The organism is Afipia sp. GW822-FHT03D08 (genome assembly GCF_058801645.1).
Genome location: NZ_JBXANK010000003.1, coordinates 325,687 through 342,247, shown reverse-complemented (window position 1 = coordinate 342,247; position 16,561 = coordinate 325,687). Strand labels below are relative to the sequence as shown.

Here is a 16,561-nt window from a genome sequence, read left to right as displayed (position 1 = left end):
TGACGATGGATTGGAACCGCGTTGAAGGTAACTGGAAGCAGTTCAAGGGCGCCGCCAAGGAAAAATGGGGCAAGCTCACCGATGACGATCTCAATGTCATCGAGGGCCGCCGCGAACAGCTCGAAGGCAAGCTCCAGCAGCGCTACGGCTTCGCCAAGGATCAGATCAAAAAGGACGTGGACGACTGGTTCAAGACGTTAAAGTAATCGCATCAGATTGATGAAAAAGCCCCGGCACTGCGCCGGGGCTTTTTGTTTTACGACAAGAATGTCGTTCAGGATTAGAACACCGCGAGATATTTCAGAATCGAAATAATACCGATGATGATGACGATGGCGCGGACGATCTGCTTGGCGCGGCCGTCGATCGGCAACAGGTTGACGAGATAAAGAACAAGAATGACGACCAGGAATGTAATCAGGACGCTGATAAGCAAAGACATGGTAACCCCTCATGAATCGGTTCGGCTGGGTGCGAGAGCCATGTCCCGTATCCCGGTACGTCAACCATTCCGCTGAGGTTTGGTTCCCTTTAGGGAACAACGATCATGGTCTTGCTTACTGCGCCGCGACGACAGGCAGCCGCTCGAACTTCTCCCGGACGGATTTCGGCGCCGGCGTAAAATTCAGCGCGGCGCTGCGGCGGCTGCTGTTCGCGACCATCAGCCCGTCCGCGCCGGCGACAATGTCGCCCTTGCGCAGGGTCGGATCGTCTTCGATCTTGACGGGGGCCAGTCCCACCGAATCCTTGCCGTTGCAGGTGCAGCCGGAGACCAGTTCCTTGCGATAGCGGAATGCGTTCGGCAGGTCCGAGTACGATCGGCCCGTATCGCTGGATGCGTTGTCGATCGATCCGCCATGAAAGATTTTTGTTTCTGTCGCCGGACAGAAGCTTCTGCAGGCTTCCGCCTTGGTCTGGCCGTCAGACGCCGTGACCGGGAAGTAGCGGCCATCGCAGGTCCGCACGCAGTACGTCGTCGATCCGCCGCTATAGCTGCCGCCATAGATGTTGACCCGCCTGTTTGGTTGCGCTTCGCCGAACGGCGATGCGAACGGCATTGATGGCTGCGGACTTGACGCGTTATCGTTCATCACACCGCCGAAGAAGGCGGAGAAGAAATCGCGCGCATGCGCTGATGATGCACTGAAGGACACTGCGGCAAGCCCCATCGCGACGGCAGCCGCCATCGATCGGTAATACAACTTTCCCTGACGCATCATGCCCCCTTCAGCCTCGGTCCATCCGCTACACTGCATGCTCAAATTTTCGCTCAATACAATCCGGACAATTTGACGTTATGTGACGTGTGCGGCGCCGTGTCGCTGACGCGAAGCGGCTTCGGCGCGCCTGCCCTCGGCACCACTCGTTCCTTGCTCACACCCGCTTCGAGACGGCTGCTCTTCGGCAGCACGATCACCTTGGTGCCGACCGTGACGCGGCTGGCCAGGTCCTGGACGTCCTCGTTGGTCAGACGGATGCAGCCGCTGGAGACGAACTTTCCGATGGTGGACGGATCGTTGGTGCCGTGTATGCGATAGGAGCTGGAGCCGAGATACATTGCCGCTGCGCCCAGCGGATTTCCTGGGCCCCCTGCCACGAAGCGCGGCAGATAGGGCTGGCGCGCGATCATCTCTGCCGGCGGATGCCAGTCCGGCCATGCAGCCTTGCGCGACACGGTCTGGACGCCTGACCAGGTGAAGCCCTCGCGGCCGACGCCGACGCCGTAGCGAATGGCGCGACCGCCGCCCAGCACGTAGTAGAGCGTGGTATTGCCGGTATCGATCACGATGGTGCCGGGCGCTTCGCGGCTCTCGAACGAGACGATCTTGCGCTGCAGCCGCTCGGGGAGAACCGTGGCGCTATCGTCCTCGGTCACGTCCGGCGATGGCAATGATCGCTGGTCGGACCAGAACGTCCCTTGAGACGATCCTTGGTAAACCCCAGCATATCCAAGTGTTTGAGACATTGCCGGTGTCGCCAGAACGGCCGGGAGTGCAATCGCCGCGACGGCAAGACCGCGGACGGAGCAAAGGGATGCGGAGAAGAACCGGGAAATGGATTTCAAAGACACTGAATTCGCCTGCATCGAATGTGTCATGACCTGCCTCGAGTTCTGCGATGGCATCGTGTGATGCTGATACAGAGCGAACGCGGGCTTACCGCTTTTGGTTCCGAACGCGCTTCATCCAAAATGATTTGTGAGAACCGGCAGCCGGCAGGTTCAAGCCGCGGCGGCGGAACATTGGGACTGCCTGACGGTTAGCGGTCCCTGAAGCCGGAGCATGACAGTGGGCCCCGGCGCAAATCGAGGACTTTAGTCATGTCTCTAGGCACCATTCTCGTCATTATTTTGATTCTGATTCTGCTCGGCGTCATTCCAAGCTGGGGCCATAGCGCGAACTGGGGTTACGGCCCGTCAGGTATCGTCGGCACCATCCTGGTTATCGTGGTCATTCTTCTGCTGCTCGGCAGAATCTGACCATGGCCAACGTGCGCCGAGAGGTGCGCGAGACAAGGAATCCGGCGGTGACAACACCGCCGGACGAGCGCAAAGAACGACGACCTCGAGCCGTGAGCCGCGCGGACATTGTTTCGTTCTCTTTGGTTGCATTATTGATTATCAGCGTCATTGCCGTTCTGTACGTCGCGCGGGCCTTCTTCCTGCCCACGGTCACCGCCCTGGTGATCGGAACGATGCTCTCCCCCGCCGCAAAATTTCTGGAGCGATACGGAATCCCCCGATCGGTCTCGGCGGTCCTTATCGTGTCCGCGACCTTTGCCGGGCTCGCCTTCATGATCGCGCTGATCTCCGCGCCGGTGATGGAATGGTCGACGCGGCTTCCGGAGCTTGGCCCATCGCTGAAGGACAAGTTTCACGTCTTCGACCGCCCGCTTGCGTTCTGGCATCAGTTGCAGATGCTGTTCGGAGCAACGGCCACGCCCGGGGAGCCAACTTTTTCTCTTCCGAAGATCGAATGGGTCCAGCCGACGCTGGAATTCCTCTCTCCGACGCTCACCGAAATCCTGCTGTTCTTCGCGGTTCTCGTGCTTTTCATTGCAAGCTGGCCCGACCTGCGCCGCGCCCTGGTGCTGAATTTCACCGATCGTGACGAGCGGCTGCGCGTCTTGCGTATCCTGAACGAGATCGAAAGCAATCTCGGCGGCTATCTTCTGACTGTGACGCTGATCAATATGGGCCTCGGCATCGCGACGGGACTGATCTGTGCCGCCACCGGAATGCCCAACCCTGCGGGTCTCGGCGCACTCGCCGCAACGCTGAACTACATTCCGATCATCGGTCCGATCGTGACATTTCTCGTCCTCGCCGCGGTAGGTGTCATCACATCATCCACTCTCGCCGGCGGATTGGCGGCCGCAGGCGGCTTTGCTGTGGTGGCCTTTATTGAGGGGCATTTCGTGACCCCGTCGATCATCGGCCGGCGGCTGGCGCTGAATGCGCTCGCGGTCTTCATCGCACTCGCTTTCTGGACCTGGCTGTGGGGGCCGATGGGGGCGTTTCTGTCGTCGCCGATCCTGATCGTCGGCCTCGTCCTCAAGGAGCACTTGATGCCGGTCAAAGACACCCAGTTACCGGAGGGGTAAGCGATGGAACCTTCGCATCCGCGGTGCGTTTCCGCACCGAGCATGCGGCTATCGGGAGTTTTAGATGTCTAGCACCGACGGTGAAGACGCAATGAAGAACATGACGGACAAAGCCACCTATGAACGCCTTCAGAAGGATGTAGACGCCGTGAAAAATGATATCTCAGCACTCGCAGACCAGATCTCGGATGTTCTCGAAGCATTCAAGGGCGACGCCCGCAAGCAGGCCAAACGGGCCTACAAGCAGGCACGATCGGAGGTCGATTCCGTGATGTCCGATGTCGGCAAGCGCGGAAGCGAAGCACTGGACGCGGCGCAGGAGTATGCCGGCACGCTTGAGGAATCCCTCGAAGATGCGATCACCCAGCGCCCCCTCGCCGCCGTTGGCCTGGCCGTCGGGCTCGGCTTCCTGATCGGGGTGACGTGGCGCCGTTGATGTCAGCAAATTTCTGGCGCTGCCGTGCCCCGCCGGCGGCGCCGATGCATGCTTTCGTTGACGGATATTGATCGGATTCTCGATGCTTCAGAAATTCATGGATGACTTCCGGGAGAGCACCGGCAGCGCATTACGGCTTACCTCGCTGGCGATTGCCGTTGCGGTCTGCCTCTTCATCACGACGGCGTTCCTGTGTGCGGCCGCCTTCGTCTTCGTGCTTCAGAAATACGGCCTGCTGCAAGCTTGCTTCGCGGGAGCCGGAGTGTTTTTCGTGGCGACGATACTGGCTGCGATCAGCTATGCCGTGCGCAAGCGGCAGATCAGGAAGCGGCCCGTTGAGGCGGCGAAGTCCACCATGCAGACAGCGCTCAGCGATCCTATGGTGCTCGCCGCCGGTTTGCAGATCGTGCGAACGATCGGACTCAAGCGCATCATTCCGCTGATCGCGGTCGGCGGCATTGCGCTGGGCGTAATGGCGAGCCGCCGCGCAGCTCCCGACGATGAACCCGAGGAAGGGTAAACCGGGATATCGCAAAATAAAAAAGAGCGCCATCTGGCGCTCTTTTTTATGCCGATTTAGCGGAGGATCAGGTAATGCAGCGCCCAGGCGCAAGCTGTTTCGCAACGGCGGTGAGAACGCTTACAACGGGCTCGCACGCAACAGGGCGTGTCCCCGCGGACGATCCCCTGCCTGTACCAACTGTCGAGGGAGCCTTGCGCACGGCCTCAGCGGCGTCACCCGAAGGCATCCGCACCATGACCGAGGAGTCGGTCATGCCGGGGACCTTGAAGGAGATCGTCACGCCGCCCGGAACAGCCGCCACAGGATCGCGATCGCCCTTGGCCGAACGATCCACGTTGACCGCCATCGATTCACCGGCCGGCATGGTCGCCGCCGCCTCGCCGCGCTGAACCGGACCAAGCAAATCGTTTCCTGCCGAAACTTCAAGATGCACGGCACCCAGTGCCAGCACCGCGGCCACCACTCCGAGAGTTCCAGAAGCCATGTTTGACATCTGCCGCCCCTACGTTGCCATGCCGCACGATCGCGGCTTTGGGATTCAACGTGGTCCGCCCGGCTTTCGTTCCGGGCTCCGCAGCGCACCGCCGGAGAAAAAAGTTTTGAGCGACCGGGAACGCTTTCGTGTGACGGGCGTCATTCCCGAAGCCGGTCAATCCCCCTGCCCCTAATCGACCGGCTCACGGGGGTGTGGTCGTGGTGATGCCGACCGCACCCCTTTCTTTTTTCTCGCTGGAATGCGGTCATACAAAAAGCCGGAACACGGGATGTCCGCGTTCCGGCTTTCTGTCGCATTCCGTGGTGCTCGATGCCTGATGTCTCAGGAAGCCGCCGCCTTGGGCCGGCTGCGCGAGTTACGCTGGAAGAACAGCGCTTGGCTTGCCACAGCCGACACCATGGCCGGCTGGAACGGTTTCGAGATCAGGAAGGCCGGTTCAGGCCGCTCGCCGGTGAGAAAACGTTCGGGATATGCGGTGATAAACACCACCGGCACCTCGAAGTTCTTGAGCAACTCGTTTACGGCATCGAGCCCCGAACTGCCGTCGGCGAGCTGGATGTCAGCCAGGATAAGACCTGGCTTCTTCGAGTTCGCCAGCGCAACGGCGTCGGTGTGGGTCCGTGCCACGCCGATGACATTGTGTCCGAGGTTCTTGACCAGGCTCTCCAGATCCATCGCGATGAACGTCTCATCTTCGATGATCAGCACATCGGTCGCGATTTCCGCGGCCAGTTCGCGGCCGGCGGTATCCGCCAGTTCACGAACATGTGTGATTTCCGTATCGAGGATGTGAGCCACTTCCTCCTCCGAGAAGCCTTCGAGCGAAAGCAGCAGGAAGGCCTGACGGGGAAGCGCCGTGAGATTCGTAAGCCGCTGTTCGGAGGCCTGCGCAGGGCCCCTGTCGGCGCTCTCGTTCAAGGACACGGAATTCCAGATCTGCGTGAAAAGCCTGAACAATCCCACGCGCGGCCCGAATTTTTCTTCCAGCAGCGAGGGGTCTTGCAGCAGGGCTTCAAGCATGGCTGCGACATAGGCATCTCCCGAAGCCTGGCTTCCGGTCAAAGCGCGGGCATACCGTCGCAACAGTGGCAAATGTTCAGCTACGAGCTGAGAACGAGACATACCCCCTCCAATCGGTCTTAAATTCAGGTTTGGCCCGGCAACGCGACTGAAGCGACCGCCGGTTCCCCCGCTTCGGACTATCTACGCATAAATCGGAGAAAAGTTCCTCCCGGTCGGAACTTTCCGCTTACCCCCCCGTTTATGACTGGATCAGGCGGGCTAAAGCTTCGCCGGGGGACAAAAACTCCCGTGTTTCTAGCTAGTTAGCTCATGGGGAAAAACGGATAAAGCCAATGAAAGATCAAAAGCCGCCGTCAAGCAGGCCACCGGGCAAGCCGGGAGGGCTGAATTCCGAAATTCAATCCAGGATCGGACATCAGTTGCGCGCCATGTACGACGATGTCGTGCGTCAAGGCGTACCGGATCGCTTTGCCGATCTGATTCGTCAGCTTGATTCACAAGAGGCGGCTTCACAGATATCCGGAGAACCGACAAAAGATGGGAGGGACTAATGCCTCTCACTGACTCACTTCGCGACGATATTCTCGCCACCGTTCCGAGTCTGCGTGCGTTCGCTATTTCGCTGAGCGGCAATGCCGATCGCGCGGACGACCTCGTGCAGGAAACGCTGCTGCGTGCACTTGCGCATATCGACTCGTTCCAGCCGGGATCGAATCTTCCAGCGTGGCTGTTCACAATCCTGCGCAATCTGTTCCGCTCGGACTATCGCAAGCGGCGGCGTGAGGTTGAGGATGCCGATGGCAGCTATGCCAAGACGCTGAAGTCCCAGCCGGCCCAAAGTTCGCATCTGGAGTTCGAGGAATTCCGGACGGCGCTCGACAAGCTTCCGCAGGATCAACGCGAGGCGCTTATTCTCGTCGGTGCATCCGGCTTCTCTTATGAAGATGCCGCAGCCATCTGCGGTTGCGCGGTCGGCACGATCAAGAGCCGCGTCAATCGCGCACGCTCGAAGCTGAGCGCCCTGCTCTACGTCGACGGTGCGGAAGACTTCGGCCCGGACAACACCATTCGCGCCGTCATCGGCGGAGGCGGCGGCTAGGCCGTCACCTCAACAGACAGAAAAAGCGGCCACCTGAGGTGGCCGCTTTTTATTGTTTGCGATTCAGTTGAGGCCACCAAAGGCCCAAATCAGGATCAGAACGGGAATAGGAATCCCGAGAAACCACAACAGCAGATATCGTCCCATCATACTTTCCTTTGCGTGACAGCGTTTGCTGCTTAATTCGTCGCGGGAAAGTTTGTTCCTCTGCCGGCCGGGTCAGCGCTTCTTCTTCACCGGCTTGGCTATGCGCTCGGTACGGTCCATTTCAGCCTCGTCCACCACCGTCGCCATTGGCGCCGTGAGTTCGTAGACGTAGCTGACATCCGTGAAGTAGCGCTTCGACGTGCCACCCAGCGCTTCCGGCGCAACCCGGTCCAGAAGCACCAGCCCGAACTCGCTGTCGGCGCGGCGCGTCGCCGCGCTGGTGTTGAATTCCTCCCAGCGGAAATGAAAGACCGGGTCGGGTTCGTCCGACACCGTCCAGCCCGCGACAATATGCGGATGCTTGCCGACCAGCGACAGGCCCTCATCCGCATGCGATGCCAGTTCAAAGAAAAGCAGCGACAGGCTTTGCGCCGCGCGGGCGCTGACGGTGATATCCGGCCCTGTAAGCGCAATGCGATCCGCATGGGGAATCGCACGCGACTCGAACAGTCCCTTGAGTTTGACGCCCTGCCACTGGCTTTCACTAAGCAGTGACACGACATGCGACATGGCGTGAATGCGGCCGATCAGGAGCTCGCGTGCAACGTCGATGTCGGCGCCGTGACGCATCGTGCGGGTCACGATCGACTGAATTACCGCAAGGATGTTCTTCACGCGATGATTGAGCTCATCGATGACGGCCGTGAGCCGCCGCTCGAAGTCGATGCGGGTCTGGATCTCCCGGCTGAGCCGGATGTTGTTGTAAGACACGTATCCGAACAGGCCGCAGAAAATGAGGGTCAGCGCTGCGCCGATCAGCATGACAATGCCTGCCAGCTCCTGGGCACGCGTCGCTGCGTTCGTTTTCGCGTAATAGATCAGCGTCCAGTCCCGCGCGCCGAACGAAACGACCCGCAGCAACGGCGGATTGTCCGCATCAAGTTTCAGCGGAACCGATTTGACGTTTCCTTCCGCATCGGCGGTCAGATTGTCCGAGGCATTTCGTGGATCACGCAGCGCCACCGAGAACAGCGACAGTTCCTCATTGGTGAGCATCAGCGGCGCCAGCCGATAGGATATGGTCAGAAAGCCTGCAACGGTGGGGCTCGTATCCGCCCGCACCGGCGAGGCCAGCACGATGCCCATGGGGCCACCGGTACGCAGCAGCACGAAGGGATCGGACGAGACCGGCCTGTCCTCCTCCACCGCACGGTTGAACATCGGCGCGATCACCGGATGGTTGTTCAGCATGCGACCGCCGAAGGTCTTTGTTTCATCGTTCTGCGGCTCGACATCCATCACGACGGTCGCCGGATCGGGTACCGCCTCCGGATTCAATGGCGTGTCGTTGAAGTTCCGGATTGTCGGGTTCGGAAAACCGGCAGCCTTCAGTTCGTTCTGGGCCCGGCCGAAATCGGCGCGCGGGATGCGAGCCACCCAGCTTGCGACAAGAAAATCGGTCTTGAAGGCATAGATCGACGACCGCAGCGGCTGCAATGCATTGGCCATATTGGTCGAGGGCGACCGGAACAGACCGACCGCAACCCGCGCCAGCAATTCGCGCTCGCTCAGACGTTCCTGAACCAGGCTGGCGTGGGTATCGACCGCGCGCGCAAGGTCGCTCCGGCCGAGCGACAGCTCCTGATCGTAAACCTTCATGGCGACGAGACCGGAGAGGACCAGCCCGATGATCGCCATCAGTCCGATGATGAAACCGAGACGGAGCACGCAGTTACTCGAAAAGCGGGGATGAAAATGACCACCGGCAACCAACGCGGCTTTGGTGGAAACGGTAATCGAATGCGGATACCGAACTGATAATCATGGGTGCTCTGATGCTGCCGGTCGTTGGGCGCAATCCGGCCCGGCCTGAATGTCTCGCGAATGGATTAATGTAAGCGTCGCCAAGTGGTTCCCGGAGCGGGAAAATATACCTGTCGTCGCTTATGGTAAATCTGCCACCGCCCCGGTGAGTGACGCAAACAGCATTGGGCTAGCTCACGACCAGCGCCAGCCCAGTAACAACTGCGACGATTCCGAGCAGAATCGCGCCAAGAAAGATGCCGCTATAGTCTCTGCCAGGTGCTGTGAAAACGGACTGCTTCATGCAGGGCTAACACACCGCCCGCGCAAGCGTTCCTGAAAATATCCATGCGTCAGGACTGTCCTGTGGGAAAACGGGTGTCCGGTTCCGGTTCAATTAACGTTCTCTGGAACCGCTGCCCGAAGACCGCCCTTCGCCTCAATAAAGCGGATGATGCGGTCCAGCCCCTCGCTCTTTTTCAGATTTGTCATGACAAAGGGCCGCTCACCCCGCATGCGCTTCGCATCGGTGTCCATCTTCTCCAGCGATGCGCCGACATGGGGCGCGAGGTCGATCTTGTTGATGACCAGCAGATCGGATCGCGTGATGCCGGGGCCGCCCTTGGACGGAATCTTGTCGCCTGCTGCAACGTCGATAACGTAAATGGTGAGATCAGCAAGTTCCGGCGAGAAGGTCGCCGCGAGATTGTCGCCGCCGGATTCGATCAGCACCAGATCGAGATCCGGGAACTTGACCCGCATGTCGGCCACTGCCGCGAGATTCATCGACGCGTCCTCGCGGATCGCCGTATGCGGACAGCCGCCGGTCTCGACGCCCGCGATGCGATCCGGCGTCAACGAACCCGAGCGGACCAAAAACTCCGCATCCCATTTGGTGTAGATGTCGTTGGTGATGGCCGCGATCTCATAGCGCTCGCGCATCGATTTGCAGAGCAGATCCATCAGGGCGGTCTTGCCCGATCCGACTGGTCCGCCAATACCGACGCGCAACGGTCCGTTCATGCTGGTGCTCATAGGGACATCTTTCTCAAGACCGGAACAGCCGGGTGTATTGCGTTTCATGGCGCATGCTGGCGAGATCGGCACGGAACGTCGCGCTGCCGAGATCGTCCAGCGAACCCAGCGAGGATTTTTCCGCCGTCGCGGCGATCGCGCCTTCAAGCGCGGCGAGCACGTGCTGACTGTCGGTCTGTCCGAGAGGGATAAGACGCACGCCCGCCGAAATCCAGTTCGACGTCGCGGCGTGGAGAAACGCATGCAGCGTCGAGCTGAGCGAAATGCGGTGTCCCGCCGCGAGCACGCCGACGGCAACCGGATAGGTGATCGGGCCGGTCACATGCGATGACAGCAGGTCCAGTGTATCGCAGTACCAGGCCGAACGGGCGATCTCGACAAAGGCACGGCCCTGCGCCGTTGTTTCCAGATGCCGCTCGCGCGACGGTGTAAAAGCCGCGGCAAGTTCTGCAATCTCGCCCAGTACCAGCCCCTCGCCCGCCTCGGCGGCGCGCCAGGCGTGGCACAGAAACAGGCCGTCGCAGAATCCGGCTCCCTCCAGCAGCATCGCCGCGAGCCAATCCTGCAATGTCTGTCTGTCGGTGATATCACCGGCCTCAATCGCCCACTCGATACCGCTGGAATAGGAGAACGCCCCCACCGGAAACGACGGCGACAGCCATGTCATCAAGCGGAAGAGCGCAGCCGATTCCTCTGCCTCAGTTGCGATGCCATCCCGACCGCGATCATTTGTGGTCATGAGCATGGGAGTGACCGTGGTGATGATCGTGGTCATGCTTGCCGTGACCATGATCGTGATGTGCGTGATCGTGGTGACCATGATCATGATGGCCGTGGTCATGATGATCATGACCGTGCGACGCATGACCGCCGCCGGAATATGCCCCGCCTTCGGGATCGAACGGCGCTTCGATGGCGATGACGCGCGCGCCGAGGCCCCGCACCATATCCTCGATCACATGATCGCGCCGGATGCGAAGCCCCTTGCCGACAATCTGTGTCGGCAGATGGCGATTGCCGAGATGCCACGCGACGCGGACCAGATGATGCGGATCGGTGCCGCGAATTTCCACCAGAGGCTCCGGCGCCGCCACCACCTCGACCAGCCGCCCGTCTTCCAGCACCAGCGCATCGCCGCCGCGCAGCGCCACCGCTTCCTTCAGATCGAGCAGGAACTCCAGTCCGCGCGTGCCGGTCATCGCCATGCGGCGCCGGTGCCGATCGTCGAAACCGAGGACCACGGTATCGGCGGCCTCGGTCCAACTGCCGGGCGGATGAACCTGCGTCGCGCGGATCATGATGTGAGCTTCTGCACTTCGCCGCCGATAATGACTTCGATGTTGGTCGGCGAGGCCTTGAACGGGCCCGAGAGCGCGCGCCACGCCTTCAAATGCGGCGTGAGGCGATGCGCTGCGAGATCGTCATGACTTTCCCACCGCTCCACGAACACGAACGTATCCGGATCGGACACGCTGCCGTGGAGATCATACGCGACGCAGCCCTTCTCCTTGCGCGTCTCGGCGATGCAGTCCTTCGCACCGGCGACATAGGCCGCGCGGTGCTCGGGCTTTACCTTTGTGGTCGCAACCACGTAGATCATCGGACTTCCACATTCGCTGGCGTGATGACTTCGATCTTCGGCGGCGCTGCGAGGCAATTCACGACCACGCGTCCGAATGTCTTCATGTGCTCGGCCTTGCGATGCGGCACCAGCGCCTCGGCATTTTCCCATTGCTCAACGAACACGAGCTTGGTGGGATCGGTCACGCTCTCATGCAGATCGTAAGCGATGTTTCCGGCTTCCTTGCGGGTCTCGGCGATGCAGGCTTTCGCCGCAGCGATCATGTCCGCACGCGTTTCAGGCTTGATGGTCAAAGTCGCAACAACGTAGATCAAGGGCATCCTCCCGGATTTTGCTATTTCAGGCCGGGGACCCTAGTACATGAAATAGCGCTGCGCCATGGGAAGCACCTCCGCCGGCGCGCAGGTCAGCAATTCGCCGTCGGCGCGCACCTCGTAAGTTTCGGGATCGACCTCGATATTCGGGGTCGCGCCATTGTGAATCATGCTCTTCTTGGAGATGCGGTCGCGGGTGTTTGAAACAGCATACAGCTTCTTGTCGATGCCGAGCTTCTTGGCCAGCCCGCCCGTAATCGCCGCTTTCGAGGTGAAAATCACCGACGATGCGGTCAGCGACTTGCCGTAGGCGGCGAACATCGGCCGGTAGTGCACCGGCTGCGGCGTCGGGATCGACGCGTTCGGATCGCCCATCGGCGCGGCAACGATCGAGCCGCCCTTGACGATGCAGTCCGGCTTCACCCCGAAGAACGCCGGCGACCACAGCACGAGATCGGCCATCTTGCCCTTCTCGACCGAACCGATCAGCTTCGACACGCCATGCGCGATCGCAGGGTTGATGGTGTATTTGGCAATGTAGCGCTTCACGCGGAAATTGTCGTTGTCCTTGCCCTTGTCTTCCGGCAGCGAACCGCGCTGCTTCTTCATCTTGTCGGCGGTCTGCCACGTGCGGATGATGACTTCACCGAGACGGCCCATCGCCTGACTGTCCGACGACAGCATCGACAGTGCGCCGAGATCGTGAAGGATGTCTTCCGCAGCAATGGTTTCCTTGCGGATGCGGCTTTCGGCAAATGCCAAATCTTCTGCGATCGACGGATCGAGATGGTGGCAAACCATCAGCATGTCGAGATGCTCATCGATGGTGTTGCGCGTGAATGGCCGCGTCGGATTGGTCGACGACGGCAGCACGTTTTTCAGACCGGCGACCCTGATGATATCCGGCGCATGGCCACCGCCCGCGCCTTCGGTGTGGAAGGCGTGGATGGTGCGGCCCTTGAACGCCTTGATGGTGTCCTCAACGAACCCTGACTCGTTCAGCGTGTCGGAGTGCAGCATCACCTGAATGTCGTAGTCGTCGGCGACCGAGAGGCAGTTGTCGATGGCGGCGGGCGTGGTGCCCCAGTCTTCATGCAGTTTCAGCGCGCAGGCGCCCGCCCTGATCATCTCGACCAGAGCAGCGGGTCGTGAGGCGTTACCCTTTCCTGAAATGCCGAGATTGACCGGAAACGCGTCGAACGACTGGATCATCCGCGCCATATGCCACGGCCCCGGCGTGCAGGTGGTGGCGAAGGTGCCGTGCGACGGCCCCGTACCGCCACCCAGCATCGAAGTGACGCCGCTCATCAGCGCGTGCTCGATCTGCTGCGGACAGATGAAATGGATGTGGCTGTCGAAACCGCCTGCGGTGAGAATCTTGCCTTCGCCCGCAATGATGTCGGTGCCGGGGCCGATCACGATGGTAACGCCGGGCTGGATGTCCGGATTGCCCGCCTTTCCGATGGCGGAGATCATTCCATCCTTGATCGCGACGTCGGCCTTGACGATGCCCCAGTGGTCAACGATCAGCGCATTGGTAATGACGGTATCGGCCGCGCCCTGCTTATTGGTGATCTGGCTTTGGCCCATGCCGTCGCGGATCACCTTGCCGCCGCCGAATTTCACTTCCTCGCCATAGACGGTGAAATCCTTCTCGACCTCGATGATGAGATCGGTGTCGGCGAGCCGAACCTTGTCGCCGGTGGTGGGGCCGAACATAGCGGCATAGACGGAGCGGGAAATTTTGGTGGCCATTAACGTGCCCCTGCCTTGAAAATGATGCCGTTCACAGCTTGCCCATCACGTCGCCGCGGAAACCGTAGATCGTCCGTTTGCCCGCGAGCGCAACAAGATGGACCTCGCGGGTCTGACCCGGCTCGAAGCGAACAGCAGTGCCCGCTGCAATATCGAGCCGCATGCCGCGCGCTTTCTTGCGGTCGAACTTCAGCGCCGGATTGGTCTCGAAGAAATGATAGTGCGAGCCGACCTGGATTGGCCTGTCGCCGGTGTTCGCCACGGTCAGCGTCACCGTCTTGCGGCCGGAATTGAGTTCGATATCGCCGTCCTTGATGAAGAGTTCACCGGGGATCATTGTCGGGCTTTCTCCGTCCAGAATTCATCGGGCATTTCAAAGTAACTTTTATGCTTGGAAACATACTCAAACAGCTTAACGCCCATCTGCTGCAGCAAGTCCAAAAAGCCGTGTTCGAGCTCGAATATCCTATTCAATTTATCTTCGTTCAGAGATTTCACGCGATCCCAGCGAGCTTGGTCGTCATACCAATCAACATCAGCGCCAATGATCGAAACTGCATCTTCGAAACGGACGCGCATCTCATCTGCACCAATTTTCGTGAGTGCGCCGGGCAAATAAGGAGTAAAAACACCACTCGAATTTGTGAAGAACTGCTTTATTCCACCATTGTAAGCTTCCAACTGGAGGCGATACACCGAGAGGTAAATGGCCTCTGGTTCCGACAACCCTTCGACTGAAGACTCGAACATGAAATTCTCATGTAGAACTGCGAGCCTGTGATCCGCTTCCGATGGACTGATCATGCAAAATTCCAGAGAAAATCACCGTATCGGTTCGTGAACGGTGACCAGCTTCGTCCCGTCGGGGAACGTCGCTTCGACCTGAATGTCGTGAATCATCTCGGCGATGCCATCCATGCACTGCTCGCGGGTGATGACCTCCGCACCGGCCTTCATCAGGTCGGCGACGGTGCGGCCGTCGCGTGCGCCTTCAATGATGAAATCCGAGATGATCGCAATCGCTTCAGGATGATTGAGCTTCACGCCTCGTTCGAGGCGGCGCCGCGCGACGATGGCGGCCATGGAAACCAGGAGCTTGTCTTTTTCGCGAGGAGACAAATTCATGCGGGCAGTATCCGGTTTATCTGAATTCTAGTTAAGCCAGAGTCGCGGCAAGCCCGATGGGCTCACACGTTCCAGCACTTTCATCATATCGGCGCGAAGCCGCGCCGCATCCTGGGCGCAGAAACGCGCCATTGCAAATCCGTTCCACGCCGAAACGCCAACTTCCGCACCGAACGCATCGGACACCTCGCGAATATGCTCAACGACAGCCTCGTCGCCGGGCACGATCAGCGCCGTTCCGATGGCGATGCCACCGTTCGCGACCGCGCGACTTGCCAGCTTCCCCGAAATGTCACCGTCGAGCCGGATGGTTTCGGCGAAAGCGAGTCTGCCGCCGATCCGTAGCCGCCAGCGGTCGGTGAAGCTGCCGTGCGCCATGACCTCGCCCATGGCGGCGCGGCCAAATACAACGATTTCGCAGAGCAGAAGCGATGCGCTCTGTGACAGATCGATGTCGATCCGCCGCATCACACGCGCCCGATCGAACAGGATGGTTTCCTGCGGCAACCACGCCAGACGCGCATCATCGCCCGCGCGCAGCGCGATATTCACCTCCGCCTCTGGTCCATGGGAGCGGTAAATCTTTTCGGCGGCTGCGGTGGTCACGGTGAGATGTGCCCCGTCCCCGGCCGCGATACCGATGTCGAAACGGTCGCCACCCGCGATGCCGCCCGCCGTGTTGACGAACACCGCCGACAGACCCTGCTGCTCCGGTGAGGGAAACCGCACGCGGAGCGAGCCTTCTTCATGCAACTGGCGGCGGCGCGTCGCGCCGTCCTTGAGATGCACGTCGAACTTCACCCTGCCGACCGCTCGGTTGGCAGCGAACATCTCCGCTTCTGAGGCACTTGTCCTGCTCTGCATCCGCCCCGGCCAGTTCAGGTCACGCGATCCCGCTTCACAGCGCCATCTGGCGGCTGATTTCGGCGGGATCGAGATTGCTGCGGTCGCAGGTGAACTTCACCGCGCCGCGGTCCATAACCGCGAAATTGTCGCCGAGCTCGCAGGCAAAGTCGAGATACTGTTCGACCAGAACGATGGCCATGGTGCCCAGGCTGCGCAGATAGGTAATGGCGCGGCCGATGTCCTTGATGATCGAGGGCTGGATGCCCTCGGTCGGCTCGTCCAGCAGCAGCAGTTTCGGCCGCATCACCAGCGCACGGCCGATCGCGAGCTGCTGCTGCTGGCCGCCGGAAAGGTCGCCACCTCGCCGCCCCAGCATGGTGTTCAGAACCGGAAACAGCGAGAACACGTCGTTCGGAATGGTGCGGTCTTCACGCTTGAGTGGCCCAAAGCCGGTCTTGAGATTTTCTTCGACGGTCAGCAGTGGAAATATCTCGCGGCCCTGCGGCACGAAGCCGATGCCCTTACGTGCACGCTCATAGGGCTTCAGCGGGCCAAGATCCGCGCCATCGAAGGTGATCGAGCCGTCCCTGATCGGATACTGGCCGACCATGGCGCGCAGCAAACTGGTCTTGCCGACGCCGTTGCGACCGAGCACACAGGTCACCTTGCCGGGCTCGGCAGTCAGCGACACGCCGCGCAAGGCCTGCGCCGCGCCGTAGTAGAGAGTGATGTTTTTTACGTCGAGCATGGCAGTATCGCCTCCGTCGATCTTCC

24 protein-coding genes are annotated in these 16,561 nt (G+C 60.3%); 7 read left to right on the top strand and 17 right to left on the bottom strand.

Features of this window, described 5'->3' with window-relative positions:
* Positions 1 to 5 precede the first annotated feature (5 nt).
* Entirely contained in the window at positions 6 to 206 is a 201-nt protein-coding gene (locus AC1RM7_RS20805; RefSeq protein WP_006022704.1) for a CsbD family protein, read from the top strand.
* A gap of 74 nt (positions 207 to 280) precedes the next feature.
* Here the strand turns inward: AC1RM7_RS20805 and AC1RM7_RS20800 are convergent, their stop codons facing one another.
* From AC1RM7_RS20800 to AC1RM7_RS20790, 3 genes are all read right to left on the bottom strand, one after another.
* Positions 281 to 442, bottom strand: a complete 162-nt coding sequence (locus tag AC1RM7_RS20800) for a Thivi_2564 family membrane protein (protein WP_002714461.1) — start codon at positions 440 to 442, stop codon at positions 281 to 283.
* A gap of 115 nt (positions 443 to 557) precedes the next feature.
* Complete coding sequence (locus AC1RM7_RS20795; RefSeq protein WP_152544128.1) at positions 558 to 1,217, bottom strand: DUF2865 domain-containing protein; 660 nt, start codon at positions 1,215 to 1,217, stop codon at positions 558 to 560.
* 53 nt (positions 1,218 to 1,270) lie between these two features.
* Positions 1,271 to 2,098 (bottom strand): L,D-transpeptidase, encoded by an 828-nt coding sequence (locus AC1RM7_RS20790; protein ID WP_024919592.1) that lies wholly within the window; start codon positions 2,096 to 2,098, stop codon positions 1,271 to 1,273.
* Between the two features lie 222 nt (positions 2,099 to 2,320).
* Between AC1RM7_RS20790 and AC1RM7_RS20785 the strand changes: the two genes are divergently transcribed.
* The 4 genes from AC1RM7_RS20785 (at position 2,321) to AC1RM7_RS20770 (ending at position 4,559) form a co-directional block, all read left to right on the top strand.
* Positions 2,321 to 2,479: a DUF3309 family protein gene (locus AC1RM7_RS20785; RefSeq protein WP_006022707.1), complete on the top strand. Its 159-nt coding sequence runs from the start codon at positions 2,321 to 2,323 to the stop codon at positions 2,477 to 2,479.
* 2 nt (positions 2,480 to 2,481) lie between these two features.
* Positions 2,482 to 3,603, top strand: a complete 1,122-nt coding sequence (locus AC1RM7_RS20780) for an AI-2E family transporter (protein WP_024919593.1) — start codon at positions 2,482 to 2,484, stop codon at positions 3,601 to 3,603.
* 64 nt (positions 3,604 to 3,667) lie between these two features.
* Entirely contained in the window at positions 3,668 to 4,039 is a 372-nt protein-coding gene (locus tag AC1RM7_RS20775; protein ID WP_006022709.1) for an ElaB/YgaM/YqjD family protein, read from the top strand.
* 82 nt (positions 4,040 to 4,121) lie between these two features.
* Positions 4,122 to 4,559, top strand: coding sequence for a hypothetical protein (locus AC1RM7_RS20770; RefSeq protein ID WP_006022710.1), 438 nt, complete (start codon positions 4,122 to 4,124; stop codon positions 4,557 to 4,559).
* 67 nt (positions 4,560 to 4,626) lie between these two features.
* On the opposite strand, the gene AC1RM7_RS20765 is transcribed toward AC1RM7_RS20770, so the two are convergent.
* Positions 4,627 to 5,046, bottom strand: coding sequence for a hypothetical protein (locus AC1RM7_RS20765; protein ID WP_244434424.1), 420 nt, complete (start codon positions 5,044 to 5,046; stop codon positions 4,627 to 4,629).
* 333 nt (positions 5,047 to 5,379) lie between these two features.
* Positions 5,380 to 6,180, bottom strand: coding sequence for a response regulator (locus AC1RM7_RS20760; RefSeq protein ID WP_006022712.1), 801 nt, complete (start codon positions 6,178 to 6,180; stop codon positions 5,380 to 5,382).
* A gap of 233 nt (positions 6,181 to 6,413) precedes the next feature.
* On the opposite strand from AC1RM7_RS20760, the gene AC1RM7_RS20755 reads away from it, so the two are divergent.
* Together AC1RM7_RS20755 and AC1RM7_RS20750 are read left to right on the top strand one after the other, a co-directional pair.
* Positions 6,414 to 6,632 (top strand): NepR family anti-sigma factor, encoded by a 219-nt coding sequence (locus tag AC1RM7_RS20755; RefSeq protein WP_081710749.1) that lies wholly within the window; start codon positions 6,414 to 6,416, stop codon positions 6,630 to 6,632.
* The gene (locus AC1RM7_RS20750; protein ID WP_006022713.1) at positions 6,632 to 7,180 is read left to right on the top strand and encodes a sigma-70 family RNA polymerase sigma factor; all 549 of its coding nucleotides are present in this window, start codon (positions 6,632 to 6,634) and stop codon (positions 7,178 to 7,180) included. The genes AC1RM7_RS20755 and AC1RM7_RS20750 overlap by 1 nt, the downstream gene beginning before the upstream one ends.
* A gap of 219 nt (positions 7,181 to 7,399) precedes the next feature.
* Here AC1RM7_RS20750 and AC1RM7_RS20745 read toward each other — a convergent pair whose 3' ends face one another.
* From AC1RM7_RS20745 to urtE, 12 genes are all read right to left on the bottom strand, one after another.
* Positions 7,400 to 9,055 carry a CHASE domain-containing protein gene (locus tag AC1RM7_RS20745; protein WP_024919594.1) on the bottom strand — a complete coding sequence of 552 codons (1,656 nt, stop codon included), beginning with the start codon at positions 9,053 to 9,055 and terminating at the stop codon, positions 7,400 to 7,402.
* A 468-nt stretch (positions 9,056 to 9,523) separates the two neighbouring features.
* Entirely contained in the window at positions 9,524 to 10,165 is a 642-nt protein-coding gene (gene ureG / locus AC1RM7_RS20740; protein WP_024919595.1) for an urease accessory protein UreG, read from the bottom strand.
* A 13-nt stretch (positions 10,166 to 10,178) separates the two neighbouring features.
* Entirely contained in the window at positions 10,179 to 10,940 is a 762-nt protein-coding gene (locus AC1RM7_RS20735; RefSeq protein WP_081758563.1) for an urease accessory protein UreF, read from the bottom strand.
* Positions 10,891 to 11,463: an urease accessory protein UreE gene (locus AC1RM7_RS20730; RefSeq protein WP_024919597.1), complete on the bottom strand. Its 573-nt coding sequence runs from the start codon at positions 11,461 to 11,463 to the stop codon at positions 10,891 to 10,893. Before AC1RM7_RS20730 ends, AC1RM7_RS20735 begins: the two co-directional genes overlap by 50 nt.
* Positions 11,460 to 11,765, bottom strand: a complete 306-nt coding sequence (locus tag AC1RM7_RS20725) for a putative quinol monooxygenase (protein ID WP_006022718.1) — start codon at positions 11,763 to 11,765, stop codon at positions 11,460 to 11,462. Before AC1RM7_RS20725 ends, AC1RM7_RS20730 begins: the two co-directional genes overlap by 4 nt.
* On the bottom strand, positions 11,762 to 12,061 hold the full coding sequence (locus tag AC1RM7_RS20720; protein WP_006022719.1) for a putative quinol monooxygenase: 300 nt from the start codon (positions 12,059 to 12,061) through the stop codon (positions 11,762 to 11,764). Before AC1RM7_RS20720 ends, AC1RM7_RS20725 begins: the two co-directional genes overlap by 4 nt.
* A gap of 39 nt (positions 12,062 to 12,100) precedes the next feature.
* Positions 12,101 to 13,816 carry an urease subunit alpha gene (gene ureC / locus AC1RM7_RS20715; protein ID WP_024919598.1) on the bottom strand — a complete coding sequence of 572 codons (1,716 nt, stop codon included), beginning with the start codon at positions 13,814 to 13,816 and terminating at the stop codon, positions 12,101 to 12,103.
* Between the two features lie 31 nt (positions 13,817 to 13,847).
* Complete coding sequence (locus tag AC1RM7_RS20710; RefSeq protein WP_024919599.1) at positions 13,848 to 14,153, bottom strand: urease subunit beta; 306 nt, start codon at positions 14,151 to 14,153, stop codon at positions 13,848 to 13,850.
* A complete protein-coding gene (locus tag AC1RM7_RS20705) occupies positions 14,150 to 14,566 on the bottom strand; it encodes a DMP19 family protein (protein ID WP_160166465.1) in 417 nt (138 codons plus the stop codon). The genes AC1RM7_RS20710 and AC1RM7_RS20705 overlap by 4 nt, the downstream gene beginning before the upstream one ends.
* 72 nt (positions 14,567 to 14,638) lie before the next feature.
* Positions 14,639 to 14,941 (bottom strand): urease subunit gamma, encoded by a 303-nt coding sequence (locus AC1RM7_RS20700; protein WP_002714442.1) that lies wholly within the window; start codon positions 14,939 to 14,941, stop codon positions 14,639 to 14,641.
* A gap of 27 nt (positions 14,942 to 14,968) precedes the next feature.
* Positions 14,969 to 15,805 (bottom strand): urease accessory protein UreD, encoded by an 837-nt coding sequence (locus AC1RM7_RS20695; RefSeq protein WP_024919601.1) that lies wholly within the window; start codon positions 15,803 to 15,805, stop codon positions 14,969 to 14,971.
* Between the two features lie 34 nt (positions 15,806 to 15,839).
* Positions 15,840 to 16,535 (bottom strand): urea ABC transporter ATP-binding subunit UrtE, encoded by a 696-nt coding sequence (gene urtE, locus AC1RM7_RS20690; protein ID WP_006022723.1) that lies wholly within the window; start codon positions 16,533 to 16,535, stop codon positions 15,840 to 15,842.
* Between the last annotated feature and the right edge of the window lie 26 nt (positions 16,536 to 16,561).